The sequence below is a fragment of the Catellatospora coxensis genome, assembly GCF_016862635.1.
Lineage (GTDB): Bacteria > Actinomycetota > Actinomycetes > Mycobacteriales > Micromonosporaceae > Catellatospora > Catellatospora coxensis.
In genome coordinates this window covers 26122-48112 of sequence record NZ_BONI01000042.1, presented here as the reverse complement: position 1 = coordinate 48112, position 21991 = coordinate 26122, and the positions used below count along the sequence as shown (strand labels likewise).

Genomic DNA, 21991 nt, shown 5'->3' with positions numbered 1-21991 from the left:
ACACGACAGACGCGCCACCAGCGCCGATGCCAGACCTGCGCGGCGCGTCGACCCCGCGCCTCGGCTGCCCTGGCCAACCGTCCTTGATCTGATCTGCCAGGATGTCCGCCATGCAGCCCCACCCCGACTTCACCGTCGTCCTGCGCGGCTTCGACCGCACCCAGGTCGACGCCCTGCTCGCCGAGGTAGACCGCGGCGAACTGAGCCTCGCCGACAATCCCCGCACCGACTTCACGGTCGTCATGCGCGGCTACGACCGCGAGCAGGTGCACGCGTACCTGGGCCTGCTGGCGGCGCAGCAGGCGGCCGAGGGCGAGCGTCCCGGAGCCGGCCCGGACGGCAGCATCCCGACCGTCCCCCTGGTCGCGCTGCGTGACCCGGCCTTCCCCCGCGCCGCGCTGTTCACCAAGGGGTACGACCCGGCCCAGGTGGACGCGCTGGTCGCCCGGATCGCCCCGGTGCTGGCGGGCGGCGGCGGCATCAGCTCCGCCGAGGTCGAGCAGGCCGCCTTCCCGCTGGTCCGCAAGGGCTACGACGTCGAGCAGGTCGACGCGTACCTGGGCGCGGTGGTGACCCGGTTGCGGGCCGAGGGGCGCTGAGGCTCGGCCCAGGATCCCGCATGACTCAGAAGGCGCGGGCGTACTGGTCCGGCCAGTGCGGCTGCCCGCCGAGCTTGGCCAGTGCCCGGCGCGGCCAGTACGGGTCACGCAGCAGCTCCCGCCCGATCAGCACCAGGTCGGCCTGGCCGTCGGCGACGATGCGCTCGGCCTGCTCGGGCTCGGTGATCAGGCCGACCGCCCCGGTGGGCACGCCGACGTCCCGGCGCACCCGCTCCGCGAGCGGAGCCTGGTAACCGGGGCCGATCGGTATGTCGGCGTGCGGGACCACTCCACCCGACGAGCAGTCGATCAGGTCGACGCCGGCCGCGAACAGGGCACGGGCCAGCTCGACGGTGTCGGCGACATCCCAGCCGCCCTCGACCCAGTCGGTGGCCGAAACCCGGGCCAGGACGGGCACGTCGGGGCCGACGGCGTCGCGCACGGCCGCCGCGACGGCCACAGCCAGGCGGGTACGCCCGGCGTGATCGCCGCCCCAGCCGTCGTCGCGGTGGTTGGTCAGCGGCGAGTAGAACTCGTGCAGCAGGTAGCCGTGCGCGGCGTGGATCTCCACGGCTTGGAAGCCGGCGTCGACCGCATACCCCGCGGCCTGCGCGAACGCGGCGATCACCGCGGCGATGCCGGCCTCCTCGAGCGCCCTGGGCGTGCGGTACGCCGGCACGAAGGGCAACTCGCCCGGCCCGACCGGCTGCCAGCCGCCGTCGGTGTCGGGCACCCCGCCCCGCTCCTGCGTGAACGGCCAGTAGGTGGAGGCCTTGAACCCGGCGTGGGCCAGCTGGATCGCGGGCACCGCCCCCTGCGCGGCGACGAACGCGGTGACCGGCCGCCAGGCGTCCACATGCGCCGGTGACCAGATGCCGGCGTCGCGTGGCGAGATCCGGCCCTCCGGCAGCACCGCGCTGGCCTCGGCGATGACGAGCCCGGCCCCGCCGACCGCGCGGGCGCCCAGGTGGGCCAGGTGCCAGTCGCCGGGCAGCCCGTCCGGGCCGGCGGAGTACTGGCACATCGGCGACATCGCGATGCGGTTGGGCAGCGTCACGCCGCGCAGTTCGAGGGGCTGGCCGAGTACCGTCACGGCGCAACAGTACGGCCGCCCGCGGGCGTCGTCCTGTGACACGGGTCGCACCATGCGAAGGGCCGCGAAGACCATGGTCTTCGCGGCCCTTCGGCTTCTGCGTTGCGTCCTACGAGAAGATGCTCACGCCCCCCGGCCCGACGAGCAGACCGATGACGATCAGCACGATGCCCCACAGGATCTGGCGTCGTGCCAGCGAGACGATCCCGGAAACGACCAGGACCACGGCGAGGATCCACAGTAAAAGCTCCATGGTTCCTTCCTGCCCCACGAACTCGGTGACGAAACCGCTACCATCCGTCGCTGATGTCAGTCCTCGGCCAGCATGCGCTCGCGCAGCTGCGCGAGGCACCGGCTGAGCAGGCGCGACACGTGCATCTGGGAGACCCCGATCTGCTCGGCGATCTGGGCCTGGTTGTGGCCCTGGACGAAGCGCAGCATGAGGATCTTCTGCTCACGTTCCGGCAGTTCCTTGACGTACTGCCGGACCGCGTGCACGTCCGGAATGGACTCCAGCACGGTGTCGGTCTCGCCGATCAGCTCACCGAGCTCCACATCGCCGTCCTCGCCGCTCACCGCGACGTTGAGGGAGTTGATGCGGTAGGCCTGCGCGCAGTGCATCCCGGCCACCACGTCCTCGACGGTGACGTTGAGATGCTCGGCCAGGTCCTCGGCGCTCGGCCACCGGCCCAGGTCCTGGCAGAGCTGCGGGGACACCCGGTTGATGTCCAGGTACAGCTCCTGCATGCGGCGACTGACCCGCATGCTCCAGCCCCGGTCACGGAAGTAGCGCTTGAGTTCGCCGACGATCGTCGGCACCGCGAAGTGCACGAACGCACTGCCGCGGGAGGGGTCGAACCGGTCCACGGCCTGGATCAGGCCGATGGTCGCCACCTGCACGAGGTCGTCGCCGTCCACGCCGCGGTGGCGGAAGCGGCGGGCCAGGCGCTCGGCCAGCGGCAGCCAGGCACAGATGGCCTCCTGCCGCACGTCCTCATGTGCGGGGTCTTGCTCGCTCAGCTCGCCGAGACGGCGCAGCAGCACATCGCCGGCAGTCGCGTCGAGAGTGTCGGTCAGGGACGAGGGGGACGCGGACACCACGGTCTCGCGAACGATCGTTGCAGTCATTGCAGGCCTCCGGCGCAGTGAACCGCGTGTGAACCCGGAGCGACGGGGGACGCCCTCGGACACGGTTCGCCTGTGACGGTCACAGCACCCGTTTCTTGAGCGCCGCAGACGGCTAGGCAGCCGGCTCGGCAAGCCGAGCACTGAAGACCTTACAAGAGGCTGACCGAAAGTACTAGTCCAAGAAGAGAAACGTACACGTTAAGGGTTCGGGTCAGTGGACTCAGAACGAGAAACCCGAGGTCACGGCCCGATGGTCGGTGCCCGGCGTACGGAGCACCCCGGCCTGCGTCGCGGTCAGTCCCCGGTACAGCACGTGATCGGGCCGCATCACCGGCAGCGACGACGGCCAGGTGAAGCCGTAACCCCAGCCCGCGTCGGCCTGCGCGTCGCGCAGCTGCGCCGACAGCGGCGCGATGGCCCGGTCGGTGGCCGCGGTGTTGAGGTCGCCCAGCACCAGCACCCGCTGCGCCTCGTCCTCGCGGACCGCCTGGGCCAGCATGTCGATGGTGTGGTCCCGGGTCGCCGTGTCGTTGATCCGGGCCGAGCCCAGGTGCACGACGTACACCGCCACGTCGCCCTGCGGCGCCTTGACCACCGCGCGCAGGGCCCGGGTCCAGTCCAGACCGGTGTCCACGTCGGTGATGCCCGTGATCGGATACCGGCTGAGCAGCCCGACCGTCGAGCGGACCGCGTAGTGCGGGTAGGTCTTCCCCAGCCGCTCGGCGACCGTCTCGATCGTCCCGCCGGAGGCCTCCTGCAGCGCGATCAGATCAGGGCCGCCCGCCGCGAGCGCCTCGACCGTGGTCTGCGGGTCGGGATTCTCGGCGTACAGGTTCTGCGTGACCACCCGCAGCTGCACCGGCCCGCCCGGGGGCGGCAGCAGCGCCCGGCCGAACATGGCGGCCCAGATCACCGCGGGCAGCAGCACCACCAGCAGCGCCTTACCGGAGCGGGCCAGCAGCGCGGCGATCGCCAGCACCGGCACGGCCAGGCCGAACAGCGGGGCGATGGTGTCGAGCACGCTGCCGATACCGTGCACATTGGGGATGAGGCGGTGACCCGCGAGCACGGCCGCCAGCAGCAGGGCGGCCGCGATGACCAGCCCCGCACGCCAAGCCGGGCGCCGGGGCGGCGTCTCGGCCGGGCCTCCGGGCGTCTTCTTCAGCTCGATGGTGGTCACTGTCCGTATGTTACCGGGGAGGACCCGAATCAAACTCGGCAAACGCGATAGTGCCGTGCCGGGAAGTCCCCAAACCACCCGGTTCGGGGACTTCCCACCACGTCAGCGTGTTCAGCAGCCGGGCAGGCGCTCGATCAGGTAGCGCTCCACCTGGTCCAGCGAGACGCGCTCCTGGACCATCGAATCACGATCACGTACGGTCACCGCGTTGTCTTCCAAGGTGTCGAAGTCGACGGTGACGCAGTACGGCGTGCCGATCTCGTCCTGGCGGCGGTAGCGCCGGCCGATCGCCTGGGCGTCGTCGAAGTCGACCACCCAGCGCTTGCGCAGGTCCGCGGCCAGACCACGGGCCTTCGGCGAGAGCTGCTCGTTGCGCGACAGCGGGAGCACGGCCACCTTCACCGGGGCGAGGCGCTTGTCGAAGCGCATCACGGTGCGCTTGTCGACGCCGCCCTTGGTGTTGGGGGCCTCGTCCTCGTCGTACGCCTCCAGCATGAACGCCAGCACGGCCCGGGTCAGACCCGCCGCCGGCTCGATGACGTACGGCACCCAGCGCTCGTTCTTCTCCTGGTCGAAGTACGACAGGTCGGTGCCCGAGTGCTTGCTGTGCGTGGTCAGGTCGAAGTCGGTGCGGTTGGCGATGCCCTCCAGCTCCGAGAACTCGGTGCCACCGAACCGGAAGCGGTACTCGATGTCGACCGTGCGCTTGGAGTAGTGCGACAGCTTCTCCTGCGGGTGCTCGAAGAAGCGCAGGTTCTCGGCCGAGATGCCCAGGTCGAGGTACCAGTTCCAGCGCTCGTTCAGCCAGTACTCGTGCCAGGTCTCGTCGGTGCCGGGCTCGACGAAGAACTCCATCTCCATCTGCTCGAACTCCCGCGTACGGAAGATGAAGTTGCCCGGGGTGATCTCGTTGCGGAAGCTCTTGCCGACCTGCGCGATGCCGAACGGCGGCTTCTTGCGCGCGGTGGTGGCGACGTTGGCGTAGTTCACGAAGATGCCCTGCGCCGTCTCCGGCCGCAGGTAGTGCACGCCCTCGGCGCTCTCGACCGGGCCGAGGAAGGTCTTCATCAGGCCGTTGAACATGCGCGGCTCGGTGAAGGTGCCCTTGTTGCCGCAGTTGGGGCAGTTCAGCTCGGACAGCACGAAGGTGGCGCCCGGCTTCTTCTCCAGGAACGCCTCCTCCAGGTGGTCGGCCCGGAAGCGCTTGTGGCAGCTGGTGCACTCGGTCAGCGGGTCGACGAACGCCTCGATGTGGCCGGAGGCCTCCCACACCTGGCGGGCCAGGATCACCGCGGAGTCCAGGCCGACGATGTCGTCGCGCTGCTGGACCATCGTCTTCCACCACTGCCGGCGGACGTTGTCCTTGAGCTCCACGCCCAGCGGACCGTAGTCCCACGCTGAACGGGTGCCGCCGTAGATCTCACTCGACGGGTAGACGAAGCCCCGGCGCTTGGCCAGGCTGACGACGGAGTCGATGCGGTCCGCGGGCATGATCAGGTCTCCATTCCGTTGGAGGTTGCCGCCGGCTGGCTGTCGGCGGAGGTCGGCGGAAGATCCGCTCGACGTGGATACGGTACGGGCCGCTCAGGCAACCCGCATGCGGTTAAACGCTACTGCACACGCAACGTGGTGAGTCCGCCGGTGCGCCGCGCCGGCAGCCCGGCTACTCGCGCCCGCAGACTTCGAGGTCGGTCGTCTTCGGGTCCTGCGCGAGGCGGTACACGACCCGCTCGGTGTCGCCGTCGGTGTAGCGCTCGGTGACCGGCAGGGTGATCCCGGACGTGCCCTGCAGCTCGACCTCGCCCAGCTCGTACGACTGGATGCGCTCCGGCCGGGACTGCTCCTGGCTGGTGAAGCGCTCCAGGTCCAGCCGCCGCTGCTCGTCCTCGCAGAGCAGCTCGTAGGCCTGGTCGTACTTCTTCTCCCTCAGCGCGTCGAGGTAGGTCCCCACCGCGACGTGGGCGCGCTCGTTGATCGCCTGGACCCCGGTGACGGCCAGGCCGACCCCGGCCACCAGGCCGCCGCCGCAGCACAGCGCCAGCAGCCCGCCCGCGATGCCGAGCGCCCAGCCCAGCCGGGTCCCGCCGCCCTCCGACGGCGCGGCCGGGAACGGCGGCGCGGCGCCCGGACCGGGCGGCACGGGCGATGGCGCGGGCGCGTGGGTCATGGCCGCGATCATATTGCGTTCTTCCCACCCGCCGCCGCCGCGCCCGAAACCGGGCGGACCGTCCACTGCCCGGCACGCTGCCAGGGACGGCGAATCAGGCCCGATCGCTGGCCCGGGTCTGCACCGCGCCGCCCGGCTCGGCCTCGGCGAGGGTCTCGAACGCGCACGGCTCCATCAGCGATTCGGCCAGCAGGGGCGTCGCCGTCATCTTCACGTCGAAACCGCCCAGCGCCCGCCGGTACGCCCCGACGCTCTCCCACTCGGTGAGCAGGCACCAGTGCTCCGGCTCGTCCAGCGAGCGGGTCAGCTCCCCGCGCAGGTAGCCGGGCCGGGCCGCGAGGGCCGCCAGCGCCGCGTGGGCGCGCTCGACGAACGCCTCCTCGTTGGCGGCGATCACGAATCGATTGAGCATCAGCACCTCACTACAGTAAGGAGGGGCACCTTCTTATCGTTTTACGGGGTAAAGGGTGCCCTTCTTAACGCCCTGTCGGAGAGGACCGCCGCCGTGCCCCAGGATGTCGCGAACAACCCCCTGCTGCGCCGGCTGGCCCGGATCCCGAAGTCCGTCGCGCTGCTCGGCACGCTCGCGCTGCTGCTGGTGGCGGTGCTGCTGCCGAACCCGTACAGCGGCGTACTGCTCCTGGCGCTGGCCGCCGCCCTGGCCGCGCTCCTGGTCACCACCTGGCCGGTTCAGCCGCCCGCGACCCGGGCCCTGCGCGTGATCGTCCTCACCCTGCTCACCGCCGCCGCCCTGACCCGCCTGTTCTGACCCGCACCCCGCACCCCGCACCCGCGCGGCCCGCGCGGCCCGCAGCGCGCGCACAAGATCGCCCGACTTGCCTGGCACCTGTGCGTATCTTGAGCCCGAATACGCCCACCTGCCAGGCAAGTCGGGTGATCCTGGCGAACGGGTGTCGCTTTTGCGACGAAAAGAACCCAGCCACGCCCGCGAAGGCGACCTTGCGCGAGGCCGCCGAAGCGCCGAGCGGCCCGGTGAGCCCGCAGAAGTCCCCGCGAGATTCCACCCCCGCGCCGCGCTGACCTGCACCTCCGCACCCCATCTGTTAACAAGGTGCCCTTCCTCTACGCAGAGCGTTAAGAAGGTGCCCTTCCTTCGCCCCCGGGCGGTGGATCATGGAGGCGGGAGGTGGGGGCGGGCAGGGATATGCACCTATGCGTTTTTGACAATCGTTCTCATTTTCAGGGAGAGTTGACGCCATGCTGAGCCGATCTCTCCAGCGCGCCGCCGTCGTCGGCGTCGCCGCGCTGCTGGCCCTGGGCACCCTCACCGCCTGCTCCGACTCCCCCGCCGACAGCTCCGGCCGTTTCAGCGTCGTCACCGGCTTCTACCCCCTGCAGTTCGTCACCGAGAAGGTCGGCGGCCCCGACGCCCACGTGGTCAACCTGGCCCAGCCGGGCGCGGAACCGCACGACATGGAACTGTCCCCCGCCCAGGTCGCGCAGGTCGCCAACGCCGGGCTGATCGTCTACCTCAAGGGCTTCCAGCCGCAGCTCGACGAGGCCGTCGCGCAGAACGCCGCGGACCGCGCGTTCGACGTGGCCACGGTCAACCCGCTGATCGGCGGCCCCAACCACGAGGGCGCGACCGAAGAGGGCGGCAACGCCCCCGACCCGCACGTCTGGCTGGACCCGACCCGCCTGGCCGCGATCGCCGGCAGCGTGTCGCACAAGCTCGCCGAACTCGACCCGGCGCACGCGGCGGGCTACGCCGAGCGCGGCGGCGCCCTGGTCGCCGAGCTGAACAAGCTGGACGCCGAGTTCACCGCCGGGCTGGCTAACTGCCAGCGGCACGAGATCGTGACCAGCCACGCCGCGTTCGGCTACCTCGCCGACCGGTACAAGCTCAAGCAGATCGCGCTGTCCGGGCTGACCCCGGAGACCGAACCCACCCCGCAGCAGGTCGCCGCGGTCGCCGCCGAGGCGCGCAAGTACGGCGCGACGACGATCTTCTTCGAGACGCTGGTCTCGCCGAAGGTCGCCGAGACGCTGGCCGAGCAGGTCGGCGCGAAGACCGCCGTGCTGGACCCGCTGGAGGGGCTCGCCGAGGGCGGTACAGGTGACTACTTCTCGGTCATGCGGGCCAATCTCGCGACCCTGCGCACCGCGTTGGGCTGTTCATGAGCCACGCCGCCGACGGACGGGACTAGGAGCAGACGTGAACTCCCCGGTTCTCGAAATCAAGCACGGGGCGGTCGCCTACGACCGTCCCGTGCTCCGCGACGTCAACCTGACCGTACGCAGCGGTGAGGTGGTCGCCGTACTGGGTGCGAACGGCAGCGGCAAGTCCACGATGATCCGGGCCGGGCTCGGCCTGGTGCCGCTGGCGGAAGGTCAAGTCGAGCTGTTCGGCGTCCCGCTGCGGCGCTTCCGCGACTGGAGACGCATCGGGTACGTGCCGCAGCGGCTGGGCGCGGGCGGCGGCGTGCCCGCCACCGTCGGCGAGGTCGTCTCCTCCGGCCGGCTCGCCCGGCGCGGCTTCCCGGGGCTGCTGCGCGCCGGTGACCGGCAGGCCGTCGCGAAGGCGCTGGCCGCGGTCGACCTGACCGACCGGGTCCACGACCCGGTCGCCGCCCTGTCCGGCGGCCAGCAGCAGCGCACCCTGATCGCGCGGGCGCTGGCCGGCGAACCCGACCTGCTGGTGCTCGACGAGCCCACGGCCGGGGTGGACGCCAAGTCGCAGGAGGCGTTCGCGCAGGCGCTGCGCGACTTCGTCCGGCACGGCGGCACGGTGCTGCTGGTCGCGCACGAGCTGGGCCCGCTGCAGCCGGTCATCACCCGTGCCGTGGTCGTGCACGACGGGGTCATCGCGCACGACGGCGCGGTGCCCCACCCCGCCGGGCACCACGCCGAACCCGGCCACGACCACGTGCACCCGCACGCACCACAGGACCCGCCGAGCATCTGGGGACGCCAGTGAACGTGAACCTCATCGAGATCATGTCCCTGCCGTTCATGCAGCGGGCCCTGCTGGGCGCGCTGATCACCGGCCTGATCGCCCCCTCGCTGGGCATCTACCTGGTGCAGCGGCGCATGTCGCTGATCGGCGACGGCATCGGCCACATCGCCCTGACCGGCGTCGGCGTCGGCCTGCTCACCGGCACGTCGCCCGTGCTCACCGCGATCATCGTGTCGGCGCTGGGCGCGGTCGCCGTCGAGCTGATCCGCGAGCGCGGCCGCACCTCGGGCGACATCGCGCTGGCGATCCTGTTCTACGGCGGCATCGCGGGCGGCGTCTTCCTGGTCGGGCTCGCCCCCGGCAAGGGCAGCGCCAACCTGACGTCGTACCTGTTCGGCTCGCTGCTCACCACGTCCGCCATGGATCTGATCACGATCGCGATCCTCGGCGCGTGCGTGCTCGCGGTCACCGTCGGGCTGCGGCCCTGGCTGTTCGCGATCTGCCAGGACGAGGAGTACGCCAAGGTCTCCGGCCTGCCGGTGCGCACCCTGAACCTGCTGCTCGCCGTGATGACCGCGGTCACCGTCACCGTGGCCATGCGCTCGGTCGGCCTACTGCTGGTCAGCGCCCTGATGGTGGTGCCCGTCGCGGCGGCGCAGCTGGTCTCGCGCGGCTTCGGCGGCACCATGACGCTGGCCATGCTCGGCGGGGTGATCAGCGCGGGAGTCGGCATCCTCACGTCCGCCGGATACGACACCGCGCCCGGCGCGACCATCGTGCTCGCCGCCATCGCACTGTTCGTCCTGGTCGCGGCGGTGGGCGCGGTGCTGCGCCGGCGACGCCGCGCCGACACGGGGCCCGCGGCGGTGTGCGATCCGCCCGAGTGCGTCCTGGACTCATGATTGGGTATGCACCGACGCGCGGGGCTACGGTGGTCGATGTGAGCCAGACGCAGTCCTACGCCCGAGCCGGAGAGCTGCTGCGGGCGCTCGCCGCGCCCGTCCGGATCGCGATCGTGACCGAGCTGGCGGCGAACGGCGAGCGCCACGTGCACGAGCTGGTGGAACGGCTGCGAGTGGCCCAGCCGCTGGTCTCCCAGCACCTGCGGGTGCTCCGGGCGGCCGGCGTGGTCCGCGCCGAACGGCACGGCCGCGAGATCGCATACTCCCTGGTGGACGAACACGTCGCGCACATCGTCGCCGACGCCGTCACCCACGCCGCGGAGCAGCGCCCGTGACCGATAGCTTCGAGGAGAAGGCATGAGCGAGCGGATCAGACTCGGTAGTCATGCCGCCGACGAGCGCAGCGAGGAGAAGGCATGACGAGCCCACAGGGCACGGCTGCCCGTAATACGCGGCAGCGTTCCGCGGTGGCGACGTTGCTGTCCGAGGTGGAGGGCTTCCACAGCGCGCAGGAGCTGCACGCCATGCTGCGCGACCGGGGCGAGCGGGTCGGCCTGACCACCGTGTACCGGACGCTGCAGGCGCTGGCCGACGCCGGGGACATCGACGTGATGCGCCCGCCGGGCGGGGAGCAGCTGTTCCGGCGGTGCTCCAACGGGCACCACCACCACCTGGTATGCCGCACCTGCGGCCGTACCGTCGAGGTGGCGGGACCGGCCGTGGAGTCCTGGGCGGACCGGGTCGCGGCGCAGCACGGGTTCGTCGACGTCAGCCATACGCTGGAGATCTTCGGCACCTGTCAGGGCTGCGCGACGACACGGGGCTGACGCGGGGCGTTTATCGATCGCGTGCGTCGATCAGAATGCTCTCATGAAGCTCTATGCGGAGAAGCCGTGGCGGTTCACCCGGCAGATCATCGCGGATCTGGCCGCCCTGGTCTGGAGCGCAGTCTGGATCTGGGCCGCGATCACGCTGTACCAGCTGGTCGAGAAGCTGGCGGTGCCCGGCCGGAAGCTGGAGAGCGCCGGGGTGAACCTGGCCGCCGACATGGCGGAGGCGCAGGCGCGGGCGGGGCGTATCCCGCTGGTCGGTGACGAGGTGGGCGCGCCGTTCGGCAGCGCCGCCAACGCGGCGAACTCGATCGCCGAGGCGGGACGCGACCAGCAGGACGCCATCGCGAACCTGGCGACGGTGCTCGCCTGGCTGACCGCGGGCATCCCGGTGCTGATGGCGCTGGCGCTGTGGCTGCCGCTGCGGCTGTCCTGGATCCGGGCGGCGAGTGTCGCCGCGAAGGTGCGCCGGTATCCGGGAGGCGGTGAGCTGCTCGCGCTGCGGGCGCTCGCCACGGCGCCGCTGCGGCGGCTCGCCTCCCTGGACAGCGGCGTGGTCGCGGGCTGGCGTACTGGTGACCCGGAGGCGGTCGAGCAGCTGGCCGCCCTGGAGCTACGCCGCCTCGGCCTACGCGGCAGCCCCCGCCGTTGACTTCGCGGCGCGGCGCTTGGGGGTGATCGTGGGCCTCGCGCGGGAAGCGTTAAGAAGGGCACCTTCCTCTACGCATACGGGGTCGACCCGCATCCGCACGTTTGTGCGGATGCGGGTCGACCGCTGTGTCGGCGTTGTCGAACGCGAATTGTTGATCTTGTCGTGCGATGATCGCCGCCTCCGCCGGGCCGTCTCCAGCCAGGGTGATCTTGATGGTTGCGGCGGTGCGGCTCGTCATGATCACTTGGAGTCGGAGTGCGTCGTAGAGCTGGCGTTGCAGCTCGATCGGCATCTCGGCGAGGTTGATCTCCGTGGTGGGGATGGTGTCGAGTAGTTCGGTGTCCTGTTGTGGGCTGTCGAGGATCTTGGCCTGTAGTGCGCCGATGCGGTCGGCGACGTCGAGGCGTTCGGTTTCGAGTTCGCGGTGGCGGTTGCGGAGTTGGTCGCGCCAGGCGCGGTCGGCCGGGTCGGCGTCTTCGAGGTCGAGGGTCAGGGACCTCTGCCGGCGTTCGATGTCGGCCAGGCGGCGTTGGGCGGCTTCGAGCGCGGCCAGGTGTTGGGCGTGCAGCGCGGCTGGTGCGGCGGCGAGCTGTTCGGCGAGGAGTTGGGCGCGTTCGGGGCCGAACACTCGGCGGTTGATGACGTCGTTGACGGCGGCGAGGATCGACTCCTCCCGGATGTAGACGGTGCCGGGGTGCTGCGGTGCGCGGTCGGTGAGCTGGTCGTCGCTGTTGCGAGGTCCGCGGCAGGTGAGGTAGCGCCGGCCGTTGTTGTCTTTGCCGACCATGCGGCGGTGGCATTCGGGGCAGCGGACGTAGCTGCGCAGGCTGTAGGTGTGCTTGGTCGCGGGATGGGTGTTGGGTTCGTTGCCGGTGCGGGATCCGGCGCGGCCGGACTCCATCATCTGGGCTTGTCGGTAGGTGTGCAGGTCGATGAGCGGCTCGTGGGTGATCTGGGGTGACCAGACCCACTGCGAGGGGTGCAGCTGCTTCTTGCGCTTCTTGCGGCGGACGGTAAGACCCTCGCGGTAGGTCGAGCGGTTCCACACCATGTGGCCGGTGTACTTGGGGTTGCCGAGCATGTCGCGCACGACCGGCCACCGCCACCGCCGCTCGCCTTCTTCCCTCGTGGCGACGGGCGGCGGGTAGCGGTCGGGGTCGGCGTTGAACCGTTCGGCGATCTGCCGGAACGTCATGCCGTCGTGCACCCGCAGGACGAACATCTCGGTGATCACCTCACCGCGTTGCGGGTCGGCGACCAGCCGGGTCTTTGTCGCGCCTTGGGCGGCCCGCGCTGGGGCGGGGTGGCGCTCGCGGGCGGGCAGGTACCCGTACGGGGCGCGGCCGATGTTGTATCCGGCCATGGTGTGCTCGCGGGTTCCTTCCCAGGCCAGTTCCATGGCCTGGATCGCGTACATCTCGCCGAAGGCCTGCTTGACCCGCCGGAGCAGGATCTTGGTGGCCTTGCGGCCGACGGAGTCTTGTGGTTCGTCGGCGGCGATCAGTTCGACGCCGCAGCGTTGCAGTTCGTGTTCGACCTTGACGTTGACGTAGGTGAGCCGCGCCAGGCGGTCGGCGCTCTCACAGATGACCATGTCGAAGCCTCGGTCCTTGCGGGCGGCTTGTTCGAGCATGTCGTGCAGGCCGCCGTCGCGTTGATAGGGCAGGTCGAGGTGGGCCAGGTCGTCGTTGGTGCCCTGGCTGCGGTCCTCGAAGTCCATGCGGCCGGATTCGATGTCGATGTAGACGTATTTGATGATCATGCCTGGCAGGAGCCGGGCTTCGCAGCTGCGGATCTGGCGTAGCAGCGAAGCTTGCAGGTTCTGCAGGTCTTTGGCCGACACGCGCAGTATCAGCGCGACGTGGACGACTTGTCCGGCGTTTATCGCCGAAAGGCTCGTCCAGGGGGTGGGTTGTGGGCCTGAGCCCGGACCGTACAGGTCCGGGCTCAGGTCTCGACGGTCTTCTGGCTGGCTATCCATGCCAGCACCTCCTTGATAGCTCGGGTTTGTTCTTGTTGTAGGTGGGCTGCTTGCGGGCCGGTGACCGTGGTGATCTCGACGGTGGCCTCGATCGTTTCGGGCCGGCGCTGGGTCTTGTCGCGGCGCGGGCGGCGCTGGTGGCGGGCCGGGCCGGGTTCTGGGGTGGTGATGTCAGCCTCCACATGCCGGTGGGATAGGTCGGGCGTGTGCGGTTGCTGCGCATCCGGTTCCTCCTTGTGGTCGGGGTGCCGTGCCGCCTTGCGCGGGCGGTGGTCTGGTGGTGAACGGGAAATAGGGCCGGTGTCGCACCGGCGGTACGCGGTGGCGGGGCCGCAATGGCCCCACCGCGCGCGGTCCATTGACGCTCTGCTTGCCGACGGGTTCAAGCCCGGCGCGGGTGCGGCAGGCAGCCGTCGTATCGCAGCGCGTGGATATGCGTCGTCGGTCGGAACGGGCTGGCCAGGTCGACGGTCGGCGATGGGCGGGGCGGTCGTTGGCGCGCGGCATCGGCCCGGTCGCGGGCATGCGCGCCGTGGCGGCGGTGCGGTCGCCCGTCGGCCGGCCAGGGCGGGGTGCTGTCCGTCACGGGCGGATCGTGCGTGGTGGTGCCACGCGGCCTGCTGCCGACCCTCGGGTGGGCGGCGGGCCTGGTGGACCTGCGCGCTCGCGCGTGTGGCGCGGTGGTGCTGCCCGGTCCGGGCGGGTGTTCCGTTGTGGTGGCAGGTGCTCCGCTCAGATCACCCGCTGGGGGTCCCTGTCGGGCCTGCGCACCCGGAACTCCCGCGCGTTGCGGGGTGGTGCCGGTGGGCTTGATGATTCAAGTGCCTCCACCATGGCTCGGCCCGCTGACAGCACAAGATCGCCGAAAACGCGCTGACCTGCACTGTCAGCGAATCGCCGATTTCTGTCAGGAATTTTGTTCAAGATTCTTTCGCGGGCGGGGTGAGGCCCGGCACAATCGCGCGATGACAGTTCGCCTCGTCGTCCTGGTGGCGGCCGTGGTGCTGGCCTTGTCCGGCTGCTCGGCACAGCCGGACCCCAATGCCGTGGCCGCCGCCAAGTGCCACCTGCCCCTGAGCCAGAAACTCGAGCTGTCCGCCGAGCAGCGGCTGTCCACGGGCCAGGTCGCGGTGAAGGACCTGGGTGACGGCCGCCGGGAGGTGTGGGGGTCGTTCTCGGTCACGCCCGGCGGCAGGGTCGGCGGCTTCGTGTGCGTCGTGGCCCCCGACGTCGGCGACAAGCTCCGCGGCCTGCGCGTGGAGTCCCTGCGCGTCGAATAGCGCCGCTCGAAGACGACCTCGGTGCCCATGCCTGTGCCGCGGGAGCCACGGCTCGGGTCGTGGCGGTGCGCGACCGTCGCGGCTGACCAACGCGGTCGGTAACCACGTCCGTCATAACCTCCAAACCTTTCCAGCCCCCGGGGAGAACTCCCGATAGGGAGTCTGACTTCCACCGGCGGACGTTGAACGCCTACGAGTGCAGGCAGGTGGGCGTGGACGACCGCGACCCTGGCAGATCTTGGGCGACGGCTGACCGACGACCAGCCCGACAGCGGACCGACATGCAACCGACAGCGGAGAACGCCGATGCCCGGTTGCTGTGAGTGAGGTCCCAGGCGGCGGCGCCGCCGAGGACCTCCATCCTCAGAGGGCTGACTCTGGCTCGGCGGCGGTGCGGTCGTGGCGGCGGTCGCGGTCGCGTTCGAAGGGCCGGTCGGCCACCGTTGCCGCGCCGTGGGTCGAGTCGTAGCCGGCGCAGCCCGCTTCGCGGTCCTTGGCGTCGTGCATGGCGAGGTCGGCCTGGATGAGGTGCGCTCCGGCTACCTGCGTTTGCGCCGCTCCAGCACCGCCGGGGCGTACTGCCACGTCGCCAAGGCATGGTCGTAGAGCGCGCGCAGTTCGATGAGCCGGTGCAGGCCGCGCCGGCCGGGGATCGACCAGATCCGGTCGGCGGGGGTTTCTGCGGGGCTGAGCCGGTCAGCGGCGATGGTCGCCACGGGCACGGGCGTGTGCAGGTCGCTGATCCGTTCGTGCAGGGCCGCTTCCCGGCGGGCGGAGTGCAGCCGGAACAGCAGCGGCCAGGGCGGGGCTTCGCTGTAGGTGATCGCCTCCTGATACCTTTCGATCTTGCCGGTGAGCACCGACAGCTGCTCGGTGCCGGTGTCGTACTCGAACAGCAGCGCCACAAACGTGTCCTGTTCGCTCCACTCGGCGTAGCCGTCGGGCTGCAGGTAAACGCTTGCGGACCGGCCGGGCTCGGGGTCCCAGCGCAGCAGCCGCGTGGGCGGGTTACGGCGGGCGTGCCCGGCCAGGTCGGTGAAGAAGCCGTTGACTCCGGCGGTGTGGGCGTGGTTGCGGCTGGTGGCCAGCCGGTGGCGGCGCGCGGCGGTTTCGGCGGGCCTCGGCGGCTTCACGCCGTAGGACGAGGCCACCAGCAGCACACCGGGATGGGCAAGGACGTAGGACCAGGGGTAGGTGCCGCCGTCGGGGCGGTGCGGCCGGAACCGGTCGATCACCTTCATCTGCATCAGCTCCAGCAGCCGCTGCTGGGCGGTACGCGGTGACGGGAACAGCGCCGTGGTGACCTGCGGGGTGGTCAGCACCCCGTGGTCGAACAGCCAGCACAGCAGCGTCCAGTCTCGGTCGGTCAACCGGGACTGCACCCGCAGGACGATGTCATCGTTTGTTTTCATGCGCCACCCCGCCCAGGGGAGAACCCACCTGGGTTATCGGGCTCATCCGGCCCGACCCGCGAAGTGGGCAAACGCTGCGGCGTCGCGCCTGTCAGAGGATTCGGCTGGGGGCTCGTCTCAAGGCGAGCCCCCAGCCGGGGCCGCACCCGAGCGCCCCAGCGGTGATCCCGCCGCGAGGACTCGGTCGCGCTGTCAGTGATCGCCGACCGGTGGGCGATGTCGTGCGGCGACGTGAGCGCGCCGGAGCGGAAGGCCGTGGTCATCAGCATCGGTGTCGTGGTCATGGTCATGTCGTTGCTCCCTGTTGTCGGAGAAGATGTGGATCCGGCCCCGGGTCGGTAGGTCCGAGAGGTTGAGCCGCCTGTGCCAGGCCGGGCCGGTGTTGATGGCTTGTGCCCGGCGGTGCTGTGGCCAACAGCACTGGCGCTGTCAGAAAATCGAGCGATTCGGACCGTGGACTGCTTGCGCTGTCAGCGCTACTCTCCGCCAGGCCCGACAACCGGCTATGAGACGACGGCCTCCGGGTTGGATGGTGCCGCCGCCCCCTTTGGGGTGGTGCCGCGCACGTGGCGCATGAGGTCGTTGGCGGTGGCGTTGGACAAGGCATGACCCTGGGCACGCAGCCGCCGGGCCACGCTCGCCCGCGACACCGCCTCGCCCGTTGCAGTCAACTCGTGTGCCGCCGCCAGCGCGGCCGGCAGCAGCGCGGCCACCTCCGGGTCGATGTCCGGGCCTGCGGGACTGGTCCCGGACCGGTCCGCCACCCCACCGGGCTCTTGGCCGGGTCCGGAACCGGGTGGGGTGCCGTCGGCGCGGCCCATCGCGATCTTCACCATGGCCAGGAACCCCACCGCTGGGAGCATCGCGGCCAGCCACCCGATGACCGACCGCTCGGCCTCCACGACCTGCGCCGCCAGCGACAGCAACACCGCCACCACCAACACCGAAGCCGGGAAGAACACGCCCAGTCCGAGTCGTTTGCGCCGCCGCAACTCCAGTCCCGACGCCACGGACATCAGCTCCAAGATGACCGCGTCCGCCCAGGCCAACCAGCCTGGCTGGCCATGCTCCTCGGCCACATCGTGAACGTGGGTGAACGACGCCGCCGCAGCGGCCAACCCGATCGCCAGCATGATCAGGATCTGGACCCGGTCCTCGGTTCGGTGCCCGACCACGGTCCGCGCGGTCCGAGTGTCCTGGCCTGCTGGGGACGGGGCCTCGGCCGGGTCACGGCCACGGGACAATGGAACAGGTTGTTGCAAGGTCATCACTGCCTCCAGAAGAGAAGAAGAGCCAGCCCGCACCGGGAACCGGTGCGGGCTGGCCACGAACACGTTCTGCGCGCCCGAAGCCCAAGGCGCGCAGCACTTCTACCTATGGGACAGGCGCGGCCTGCCCCCGGATTCGACCGCCTGTGACGCACGGCACAGGATGTCCGTTCACAGGGTGGGCTTCGGACGCCAGGCAGATGGCGTCTGATCTGGGCGCGGGCGACAACCGGGCTACGCGCACTATCCAGCGGGCATGATCAGTCGATGAAAGTCGCTCACCGGGACCTGATGTACGTCGCGGCGACCTAGCCGCGCCCATCCTTCCTGCGCCGACGACCGGTCGGCGTGGCTGGCCTGGACGCTGCCGCGCGGCATCGACGCCACCACGGCGGACCCCGCAGCCCGCGCCGCGTTTTGTGCCGCGACCGGCGCTGGGCGCGGCTGGGTGCGCTCGCGGCGGCGGACCTGCCGAGAGCGGCCGAGCTGACCGACCGTGGTTGCCCCGGCGGTGGTGGCCGGGGAGGCGATCAACGAACATGAGCGCGACTCGGCATGTCGGCTAGGTCAACGCCGATGTCAGGGCCAGAATCGAGCAGATGACTGCGGTAGATCCCGTATTCGTCCGAGACGGACCCCTGCTGGACTGGTTCGGCAACGTCTTCGACGCACTGACCTGGATCATCCCGGCAGGCAGCCTCGGCGACGGCCTGCCGCAAACCTACATGACGCCGATACAGCTCAGCGGCCATCTACTCAACCCCGCCACCAGCCTCGACGAGGTCGACCGGATCTGGGCACGCGTCGTACTGAACTCCCGCGATCCCGCGACAGGCCCGCGGACGCGGCTGCTCGCGCTCGGACTGGCCCTACCGGGGCTGATGGGCTGGCGCGCGAAGGTCAGGCCGTACGACCCCGTTCAGCGCGCCGACCTCGACGCCGACCTGGCCTACAGCTTCCTGCGTCGCCTGGCCGTCATCGACCCGGCCGCCACGAACATTCCCGGCAGGCTCCTCGACACCGCCACCGCCACCGCCGGCCGCCGACTCGCCGCCCACCAGGCACGACCCACCCCGACCGATTCTGAGCACCTACCAGCGCCGCCACCCGACCATTCCGATGCCCCGCGCCAGGCCCTGTACGAGGCCGCCGAGCAGATGCGCGCCAGCGGCAACGGCCTGGCCGCCGCAGACGTCGAACTGATCGCCGCGACCCGCCTCGACGGACACCGGCTGGCCGATGCGGCCGGAGCCTTGGGCATCGCCGTCACGACCGCCTACAAACGCCGACAGCGTGCCGAAGCCCGCCTGGCCGCCCACCTCACCGACGCGAGCGCCACGGCCCGTCCGAAGGCGGAGGCGGCGACAGCGACTCGTCCACCGGCGGCAATCCCCGCCCAGCGCGTACCAGAGCCGACACCAGCGCCTTCAGCTCCATCTGCCAGCTGAAGTCCAGATCGACCCGCAGCACGGCCGCGGTCCCGTTGATCAGCAGCAACACCGGCCCGCCCGAGCGCGCGACCACCGACCACGACGGGCCGTGCGCCAGCACGACCACACCCGCGGCACCGTTGCTGACCCGAACCAGCTCCGCCGAAGGACGCGAATAGGCCAGGTCGAATGCGTCCGCGATCACGTCGGCGGCACCAGGCTGCTTGTCGATGTCGACGGCGACCGACTCCAGCCGTCCGCGTGCGCCCTGATTCCACAACGCCGCGCTGAGGTGCGTCATCTCCGTAGCCAGCGCGCTGCCCAGCACCTCCCGCCGCGCCCGGTCCATCACCGCGCCCGACCGCTCAGCCTGCCCGCCTGTCACTCCGACAGCTTCCCACCGCTCGGCCCAGAAGCCCAAGCCTTGCTGCAGCGCGTCTGCCGAACTGTTGTGCCCAACCCGGTCTCAGCAGGCCGATCCCAGGCCAGCAGGCAGAGGTGCTGTTGCGACAACCAGCCGAAAGTGGCGGCTATCACTGCCAGCCACGACGCCGGTGGGCCATTACCGCCAGCTCCGGCGACGCCTCGAAGCCTTTACCACGAGCCCGGCCGAGCAGATCGACAACACAGACTCGGCTACGACCTAGTCCAAACTGGGCCAACGCTCAAGCACAAGCCGAGTCGGTTACATCATCATCGTGACGGCCATACGGCCAGGTCGCCGCCCGGCAAGCTCACGATGAGCATGCGGTTGGGGCCCGTCGCCGTCCACGCCTCGTAGTCCGAATCCGGGTCAACCGTCAGCTTGCGGCCGTTGGCGAAAACGATGCGCAGCGCGCCGGACTTGAACGCGACCGCCGACGTCACCTGCGTGTTGAACAGTTGGAGGCCAGCGGCGACGTCCTGACGTTCCGGCTCCAGCACGACCTTGTCAGGATGCGCAGCGATGTTGACCCACCCCAGCGTCGCGGTATTGCTGATCCTGACTGCGCCCTGGTCGTCGAGATTGAGCCCGAACGCGAAGTCGATCTGAATCTGTGTGACCGTCAAGCCCCGAAACGGCAGCACCCATCGGTCATCGTGCTCGGTCAACGCTGGCACACGGTCGATCACCGGTCCAGTCTGCCGTCCCGCGCCCGCCGGGGTCGCGCAATTGGCGGCGACATCCCACCCGCCGAGCCGCGGCTCCACTGGCCTGTCGGAACCATCGAGCCAAGCTGCGGCCGCTGCGGGCCGATGCTCAGCCATGGCCGCCGGCATCCCTGTGACAACTGGCGCTGAAAGTCACACCACCGGCTCGGAGAGCTGTCGCAGGTTAGCAGATCATCGCGGACCACTTGATCTTCCTGTAGTCACGAGCGTCCATAGATATCCCTCACGTCCATGGATGCCACCGCGATGCCCAGGCGATCTGACCAGACCTACCGCGACGCCGAGTACGTGCTCGGCCGGCACCGGCCCGTCGACGATGGGCGGCGATGCGACCAGGCACGATGCGCACACGAGGCATGGCCGTGCACGGCGACCGTGACCGCCCGCCGGGTCATGGCCGCATACGGCGGCCCGCACTTCCCCGCCGGGTCGTCAGCCGTGCACGGGGACACCGCACGGGTATGGCTGCTGACCTCGGCCGCCTACGACGTGTCGCCGACCGCTCCGCTGGTAGCCGACATGGGCGACGTGATGGAGCTGATGCACCGCATGGGCGCCGTGTCGGTCGCGCAGATCGCCGTCCGGCTCGGCCGACCACGTCCGATCATTGCACTGATCCTCCGCGCGCTGACCGCCTGTGGCTGGGCCACCAACACGGCCACTATCTGAGCCGAATACTGCCTTGCAGGTACCACTGGAGCCGGATGTTCACGAGCCGGCGAACGCCGCCAGCACCGGATGCTCGTCGGGCAGACAATGCCAGCGCAGGAGGTGGCCCCCGCCCCGGTGGCCGCCCTCGAGCGCCTCGGGATGGGCCACGAGGAACTCCACCAGGCACCGCTGCGCGGAGGTCAGCTCAGCGAACGGCACGGGCCCATCCGGCTCGCCGTCCGGATAGGCGAGGTTGAACGGGTCCACCAGCCGGTTGTGCCACATGGCGCCCTCATTCCAACGTTCCTCCAGCGCCGCCGCGACCCGTACCCGCCGCACCTGCGCCGCCATCTCCTCATCGACGGCGTCGAGCAGCGCCAGGGACCAGTCGGCCCGGTTCCACCGCCACGCCAGCCAGTAGTCCTCGTCATTGCCAGCAGACTCGCCAAGCATCCGCAGCACGGCCTTCGCGGCGTCCGGCGTATCCGACCCGGCGGTCAGCGCCCATGTCCCCGCGGCGGCCCAGCGCAGATCCTCGTCACTGTCGTGGATCAGCCGTGCCAGCAGGTCCGACAGCAGGCGCGAGTCGCGCCCCGCCATGCCTGCCGCGAGCAGCGCTGTCGCCCGGAGCCCCGGTCCCTGGGCCTCGTCGGCCGCGACCGCGGTCAGCACGGGCACGGTCAACACCGCTTGCTCGGGAAACCAGGCCAGCGCGTGGGCCGCCGCGCCCACCAGCTCGTCGTCCGCGCCGTCCAGCAGCGTGATCAGCTGGGGCACCGCATCCCGCACGTCCTCGTACACCCGCAGCTCGTCCAGGCTGGTCGCGATCGTTCGCTCGACCTCGTGCGGCGGCTCCCGATGCTCGATGTCCTGCACCCACCACACATAGCGAGCGCTCACCTCGGCCCGCCACGCGGCGCCGAACCCGCCCACAGCCGAGCGCAGCTCCTCCACGGGGAACGGGCTCACCATGTACTCGTACTGGTGGCCGACCGCCAGATCAGTCAGCAGCCCGACGATCTCGGCTCGGTCCGGGACGGTCGGCTCCAGCGCCAGCTCTACCAGGAACGGCACCGCGTAGGCGCTGGCCTCGAAACGGGTGCCCTGATGGAAGATGTTCCCGTAGAGCTCGTATCGAGCCTGATCTCGCGTTTCCGTGTCGGCCGAAGCCAGCAACCTGATCAACACCGGCACATCGGCAGCGGCGCCATAAGCGTGCGTCAGCTTGTCCCAGGGCACATCGTCCAAGGTCTCCAACATGAGCGGCATCATGCATGATCGGCCCGACACCCTGCTGTCCTACCGCACGCCGCTTGTCACTGAACACGGCCACCTGAACCGGACCCAGC

The 21991-nt window shown here is 70.3% G+C and carries 25 protein-coding genes; 11 read left to right on the top strand and 14 right to left on the bottom strand.

The genetic code is table 11. The annotated features are described in order from the left end of the window. The first annotated feature begins 110 nt into the window (after positions 1–110). Entirely contained in the window at positions 111–599 is a 489-nt protein-coding gene (locus Cco03nite_RS23785) for a DivIVA domain-containing protein (protein WP_203694398.1), read from the top strand. Positions 600–624: 25 nt separating this feature from the next. Here Cco03nite_RS23785 and Cco03nite_RS23780 read toward each other — a convergent pair whose 3' ends face one another. The 7 genes from Cco03nite_RS23780 to Cco03nite_RS23750 all read right to left on the bottom strand — a co-directional run bounded on the left by Cco03nite_RS23780 (position 625) and on the right by Cco03nite_RS23750 (position 6585). Then, entirely contained in the window at positions 625–1692 is a 1068-nt protein-coding gene (locus tag Cco03nite_RS23780) for an NADH:flavin oxidoreductase/NADH oxidase (protein WP_203694397.1), read from the bottom strand. A 109-nt stretch (positions 1693–1801) separates the two neighbouring features. After that, positions 1802–1945 carry a GPGG-motif small membrane protein gene (locus Cco03nite_RS23775; RefSeq protein WP_170213016.1) on the bottom strand — a complete coding sequence of 48 codons (144 nt, stop codon included), beginning with the start codon at positions 1943–1945 and terminating at the stop codon, positions 1802–1804. A gap of 56 nt (positions 1946–2001) precedes the next feature. Further along, on the bottom strand, positions 2002–2820 hold the full coding sequence (locus tag Cco03nite_RS23770; protein ID WP_203694396.1) for a SigB/SigF/SigG family RNA polymerase sigma factor: 819 nt from the start codon (positions 2818–2820) through the stop codon (positions 2002–2004). 220 nt (positions 2821–3040) lie between these two features. Next, positions 3041–4000, bottom strand: a complete 960-nt coding sequence (locus tag Cco03nite_RS23765; RefSeq protein WP_239167605.1) for an endonuclease/exonuclease/phosphatase family protein — start codon at positions 3998–4000, stop codon at positions 3041–3043. Positions 4001–4111: 111 nt separating this feature from the next. After that, entirely contained in the window at positions 4112–5491 is a 1380-nt protein-coding gene (locus tag Cco03nite_RS23760) for a glycine--tRNA ligase (protein WP_203694395.1), read from the bottom strand. Between the two features lie 172 nt (positions 5492–5663). Beyond that, positions 5664–6167 (bottom strand): hypothetical protein, encoded by a 504-nt coding sequence (locus tag Cco03nite_RS23755; protein ID WP_203694394.1) that lies wholly within the window; start codon positions 6165–6167, stop codon positions 5664–5666. Between the two features lie 94 nt (positions 6168–6261). Continuing rightward, positions 6262–6585 (bottom strand): antibiotic biosynthesis monooxygenase family protein, encoded by a 324-nt coding sequence (locus tag Cco03nite_RS23750; RefSeq protein WP_203694393.1) that lies wholly within the window; start codon positions 6583–6585, stop codon positions 6262–6264. 87 nt (positions 6586–6672) lie between these two features. On the opposite strand from Cco03nite_RS23750, the gene Cco03nite_RS23745 reads away from it, so the two are divergent. The 7 genes from Cco03nite_RS23745 (at position 6673) to Cco03nite_RS23715 (ending at position 11468) form a co-directional block, all read left to right on the top strand. Then, entirely contained in the window at positions 6673–6936 is a 264-nt protein-coding gene (locus Cco03nite_RS23745) for a hypothetical protein (RefSeq protein ID WP_239167604.1), read from the top strand. Positions 6937–7385: 449 nt separating this feature from the next. Beyond that, positions 7386–8309 carry a metal ABC transporter substrate-binding protein gene (locus tag Cco03nite_RS23740; protein ID WP_203694392.1) on the top strand — a complete coding sequence of 308 codons (924 nt, stop codon included), beginning with the start codon at positions 7386–7388 and terminating at the stop codon, positions 8307–8309. A 34-nt stretch (positions 8310–8343) separates the two neighbouring features. Continuing rightward, a complete protein-coding gene (locus Cco03nite_RS23735) occupies positions 8344–9105 on the top strand; it encodes a metal ABC transporter ATP-binding protein (RefSeq protein WP_203694391.1) in 762 nt (253 codons plus the stop codon). 11 nt (positions 9106–9116) lie between these two features. Next, on the top strand, positions 9117–9986 hold the full coding sequence (locus Cco03nite_RS23730; protein ID WP_203694425.1) for a metal ABC transporter permease: 870 nt from the start codon (positions 9117–9119) through the stop codon (positions 9984–9986). Beyond that, positions 9983–10321 carry an ArsR/SmtB family transcription factor gene (locus Cco03nite_RS23725; RefSeq protein ID WP_155374867.1) on the top strand — a complete coding sequence of 113 codons (339 nt, stop codon included), beginning with the start codon at positions 9983–9985 and terminating at the stop codon, positions 10319–10321. Before Cco03nite_RS23730 ends, Cco03nite_RS23725 begins: the two co-directional genes overlap by 4 nt. A gap of 81 nt (positions 10322–10402) precedes the next feature. After that, positions 10403–10813, top strand: coding sequence for a Fur family transcriptional regulator (locus Cco03nite_RS23720; protein ID WP_203694390.1), 411 nt, complete (start codon positions 10403–10405; stop codon positions 10811–10813). Positions 10814–10856: 43 nt separating this feature from the next. Continuing rightward, positions 10857–11468 (top strand): hypothetical protein, encoded by a 612-nt coding sequence (locus Cco03nite_RS23715; protein ID WP_203694389.1) that lies wholly within the window; start codon positions 10857–10859, stop codon positions 11466–11468. A 49-nt stretch (positions 11469–11517) separates the two neighbouring features. On the opposite strand, the gene Cco03nite_RS23710 is transcribed toward Cco03nite_RS23715, so the two are convergent. After that, a complete protein-coding gene (locus Cco03nite_RS23710; protein ID WP_203694388.1) occupies positions 11518–13311 on the bottom strand; it encodes a recombinase family protein in 1794 nt (597 codons plus the stop codon). Positions 13312–13415: 104 nt separating this feature from the next. Beyond that, the gene (locus Cco03nite_RS23705) at positions 13416–13808 is read right to left on the bottom strand and encodes a hypothetical protein (RefSeq protein ID WP_203694387.1); all 393 of its coding nucleotides are present in this window, start codon (positions 13806–13808) and stop codon (positions 13416–13418) included. A 606-nt stretch (positions 13809–14414) separates the two neighbouring features. Here Cco03nite_RS23705 and Cco03nite_RS23700 point away from each other — a divergent pair. After that, positions 14415–14729 (top strand): hypothetical protein, encoded by a 315-nt coding sequence (locus tag Cco03nite_RS23700; RefSeq protein ID WP_203694386.1) that lies wholly within the window; start codon positions 14415–14417, stop codon positions 14727–14729. 363 nt (positions 14730–15092) lie between these two features. On the opposite strand, the gene Cco03nite_RS23695 is transcribed toward Cco03nite_RS23700, so the two are convergent. From Cco03nite_RS23695 to Cco03nite_RS23685, 3 genes are all read right to left on the bottom strand, one after another. After that, a complete protein-coding gene (locus tag Cco03nite_RS23695) occupies positions 15093–15236 on the bottom strand; it encodes a hypothetical protein (protein ID WP_203694385.1) in 144 nt (47 codons plus the stop codon). Between the two features lie 32 nt (positions 15237–15268). Next, a complete protein-coding gene (locus tag Cco03nite_RS23690) occupies positions 15269–16141 on the bottom strand; it encodes a replication-relaxation family protein (protein ID WP_203694384.1) in 873 nt (290 codons plus the stop codon). Between the two features lie 503 nt (positions 16142–16644). Further along, positions 16645–17316 (bottom strand): DUF2637 domain-containing protein, encoded by a 672-nt coding sequence (locus tag Cco03nite_RS23685; protein WP_239167603.1) that lies wholly within the window; start codon positions 17314–17316, stop codon positions 16645–16647. A 692-nt stretch (positions 17317–18008) separates the two neighbouring features. Between Cco03nite_RS23685 and Cco03nite_RS23680 the strand changes: the two genes are divergently transcribed. Further along, positions 18009–18857, top strand: coding sequence for an RNA polymerase sigma factor (locus Cco03nite_RS23680; RefSeq protein WP_203694383.1), 849 nt, complete (start codon positions 18009–18011; stop codon positions 18855–18857). A gap of 675 nt (positions 18858–19532) precedes the next feature. Here the strand turns inward: Cco03nite_RS23680 and Cco03nite_RS23675 are convergent. Next, on the bottom strand, positions 19533–19952 hold the full coding sequence (locus tag Cco03nite_RS23675) for a DUF6188 family protein (protein ID WP_203694382.1): 420 nt from the start codon (positions 19950–19952) through the stop codon (positions 19533–19535). 285 nt (positions 19953–20237) lie between these two features. Here Cco03nite_RS23675 and Cco03nite_RS23670 point away from each other — a divergent pair, with 285 nt between their 5' ends. After that, the gene (locus tag Cco03nite_RS23670) at positions 20238–20660 is read left to right on the top strand and encodes a hypothetical protein (protein WP_203694381.1); all 423 of its coding nucleotides are present in this window, start codon (positions 20238–20240) and stop codon (positions 20658–20660) included. Between the two features lie 39 nt (positions 20661–20699). On the opposite strand, the gene Cco03nite_RS23665 is transcribed toward Cco03nite_RS23670, so the two are convergent. Continuing rightward, positions 20700–21902 carry a HEAT repeat domain-containing protein gene (locus Cco03nite_RS23665; RefSeq protein WP_203694380.1) on the bottom strand — a complete coding sequence of 401 codons (1203 nt, stop codon included), beginning with the start codon at positions 21900–21902 and terminating at the stop codon, positions 20700–20702. Positions 21903–21991: the final 89 nt, after the last annotated feature.

Coding starts and splice junctions, on each gene's coding strand:
- Cco03nite_RS23755 (WP_203694394.1), bottom strand. CDS start 6,167: ATGACCCACGCGCCCGCGCCATCGCCCGTGCCGCCCGGTCCGGGCGCC.
- Cco03nite_RS23705 (WP_203694387.1), bottom strand. CDS start 13,808: ATGGACCGCGCGCGGTGGGGCCATTGCGGCCCCGCCACCGCGTACCGC.
- Cco03nite_RS23770 (WP_203694396.1), bottom strand. CDS start 2,820: ATGACTGCAACGATCGTTCGCGAGACCGTGGTGTCCGCGTCCCCCTCG.
- Cco03nite_RS23775 (WP_170213016.1), bottom strand. CDS start 1,945: ATGGAGCTTTTACTGTGGATCCTCGCCGTGGTCCTGGTCGTTTCCGGG.
- Cco03nite_RS23695 (WP_203694385.1), bottom strand. CDS start 15,236: ATGCACGACGCCAAGGACCGCGAAGCGGGCTGCGCCGGCTACGACTCG.
- Cco03nite_RS23740 (WP_203694392.1), top strand. CDS start 7,386: ATGCTGAGCCGATCTCTCCAGCGCGCCGCCGTCGTCGGCGTCGCCGCG.
- Cco03nite_RS23680 (WP_203694383.1), top strand. CDS start 18,009: ATGACTGCGGTAGATCCCGTATTCGTCCGAGACGGACCCCTGCTGGAC.
- Cco03nite_RS23760 (WP_203694395.1), bottom strand. CDS start 5,491: ATGCCCGCGGACCGCATCGACTCCGTCGTCAGCCTGGCCAAGCGCCGG.
- Cco03nite_RS23700 (WP_203694386.1), top strand. CDS start 14,415: ATGACAGTTCGCCTCGTCGTCCTGGTGGCGGCCGTGGTGCTGGCCTTG.
- Cco03nite_RS23725 (WP_155374867.1), top strand. CDS start 9,983: ATGATTGGGTATGCACCGACGCGCGGGGCTACGGTGGTCGATGTGAGC.
- Cco03nite_RS23665 (WP_203694380.1), bottom strand. CDS start 21,902: ATGTTGGAGACCTTGGACGATGTGCCCTGGGACAAGCTGACGCACGCT.
- Cco03nite_RS23670 (WP_203694381.1), top strand. CDS start 20,238: ATGCCCAGGCGATCTGACCAGACCTACCGCGACGCCGAGTACGTGCTC.
- Cco03nite_RS23715 (WP_203694389.1), top strand. CDS start 10,857: ATGAAGCTCTATGCGGAGAAGCCGTGGCGGTTCACCCGGCAGATCATC.
- Cco03nite_RS23690 (WP_203694384.1), bottom strand. CDS start 16,141: ATGAAAACAAACGATGACATCGTCCTGCGGGTGCAGTCCCGGTTGACC.
- Cco03nite_RS23785 (WP_203694398.1), top strand. CDS start 111: ATGCAGCCCCACCCCGACTTCACCGTCGTCCTGCGCGGCTTCGACCGC.
- Cco03nite_RS23720 (WP_203694390.1), top strand. CDS start 10,403: ATGACGAGCCCACAGGGCACGGCTGCCCGTAATACGCGGCAGCGTTCC.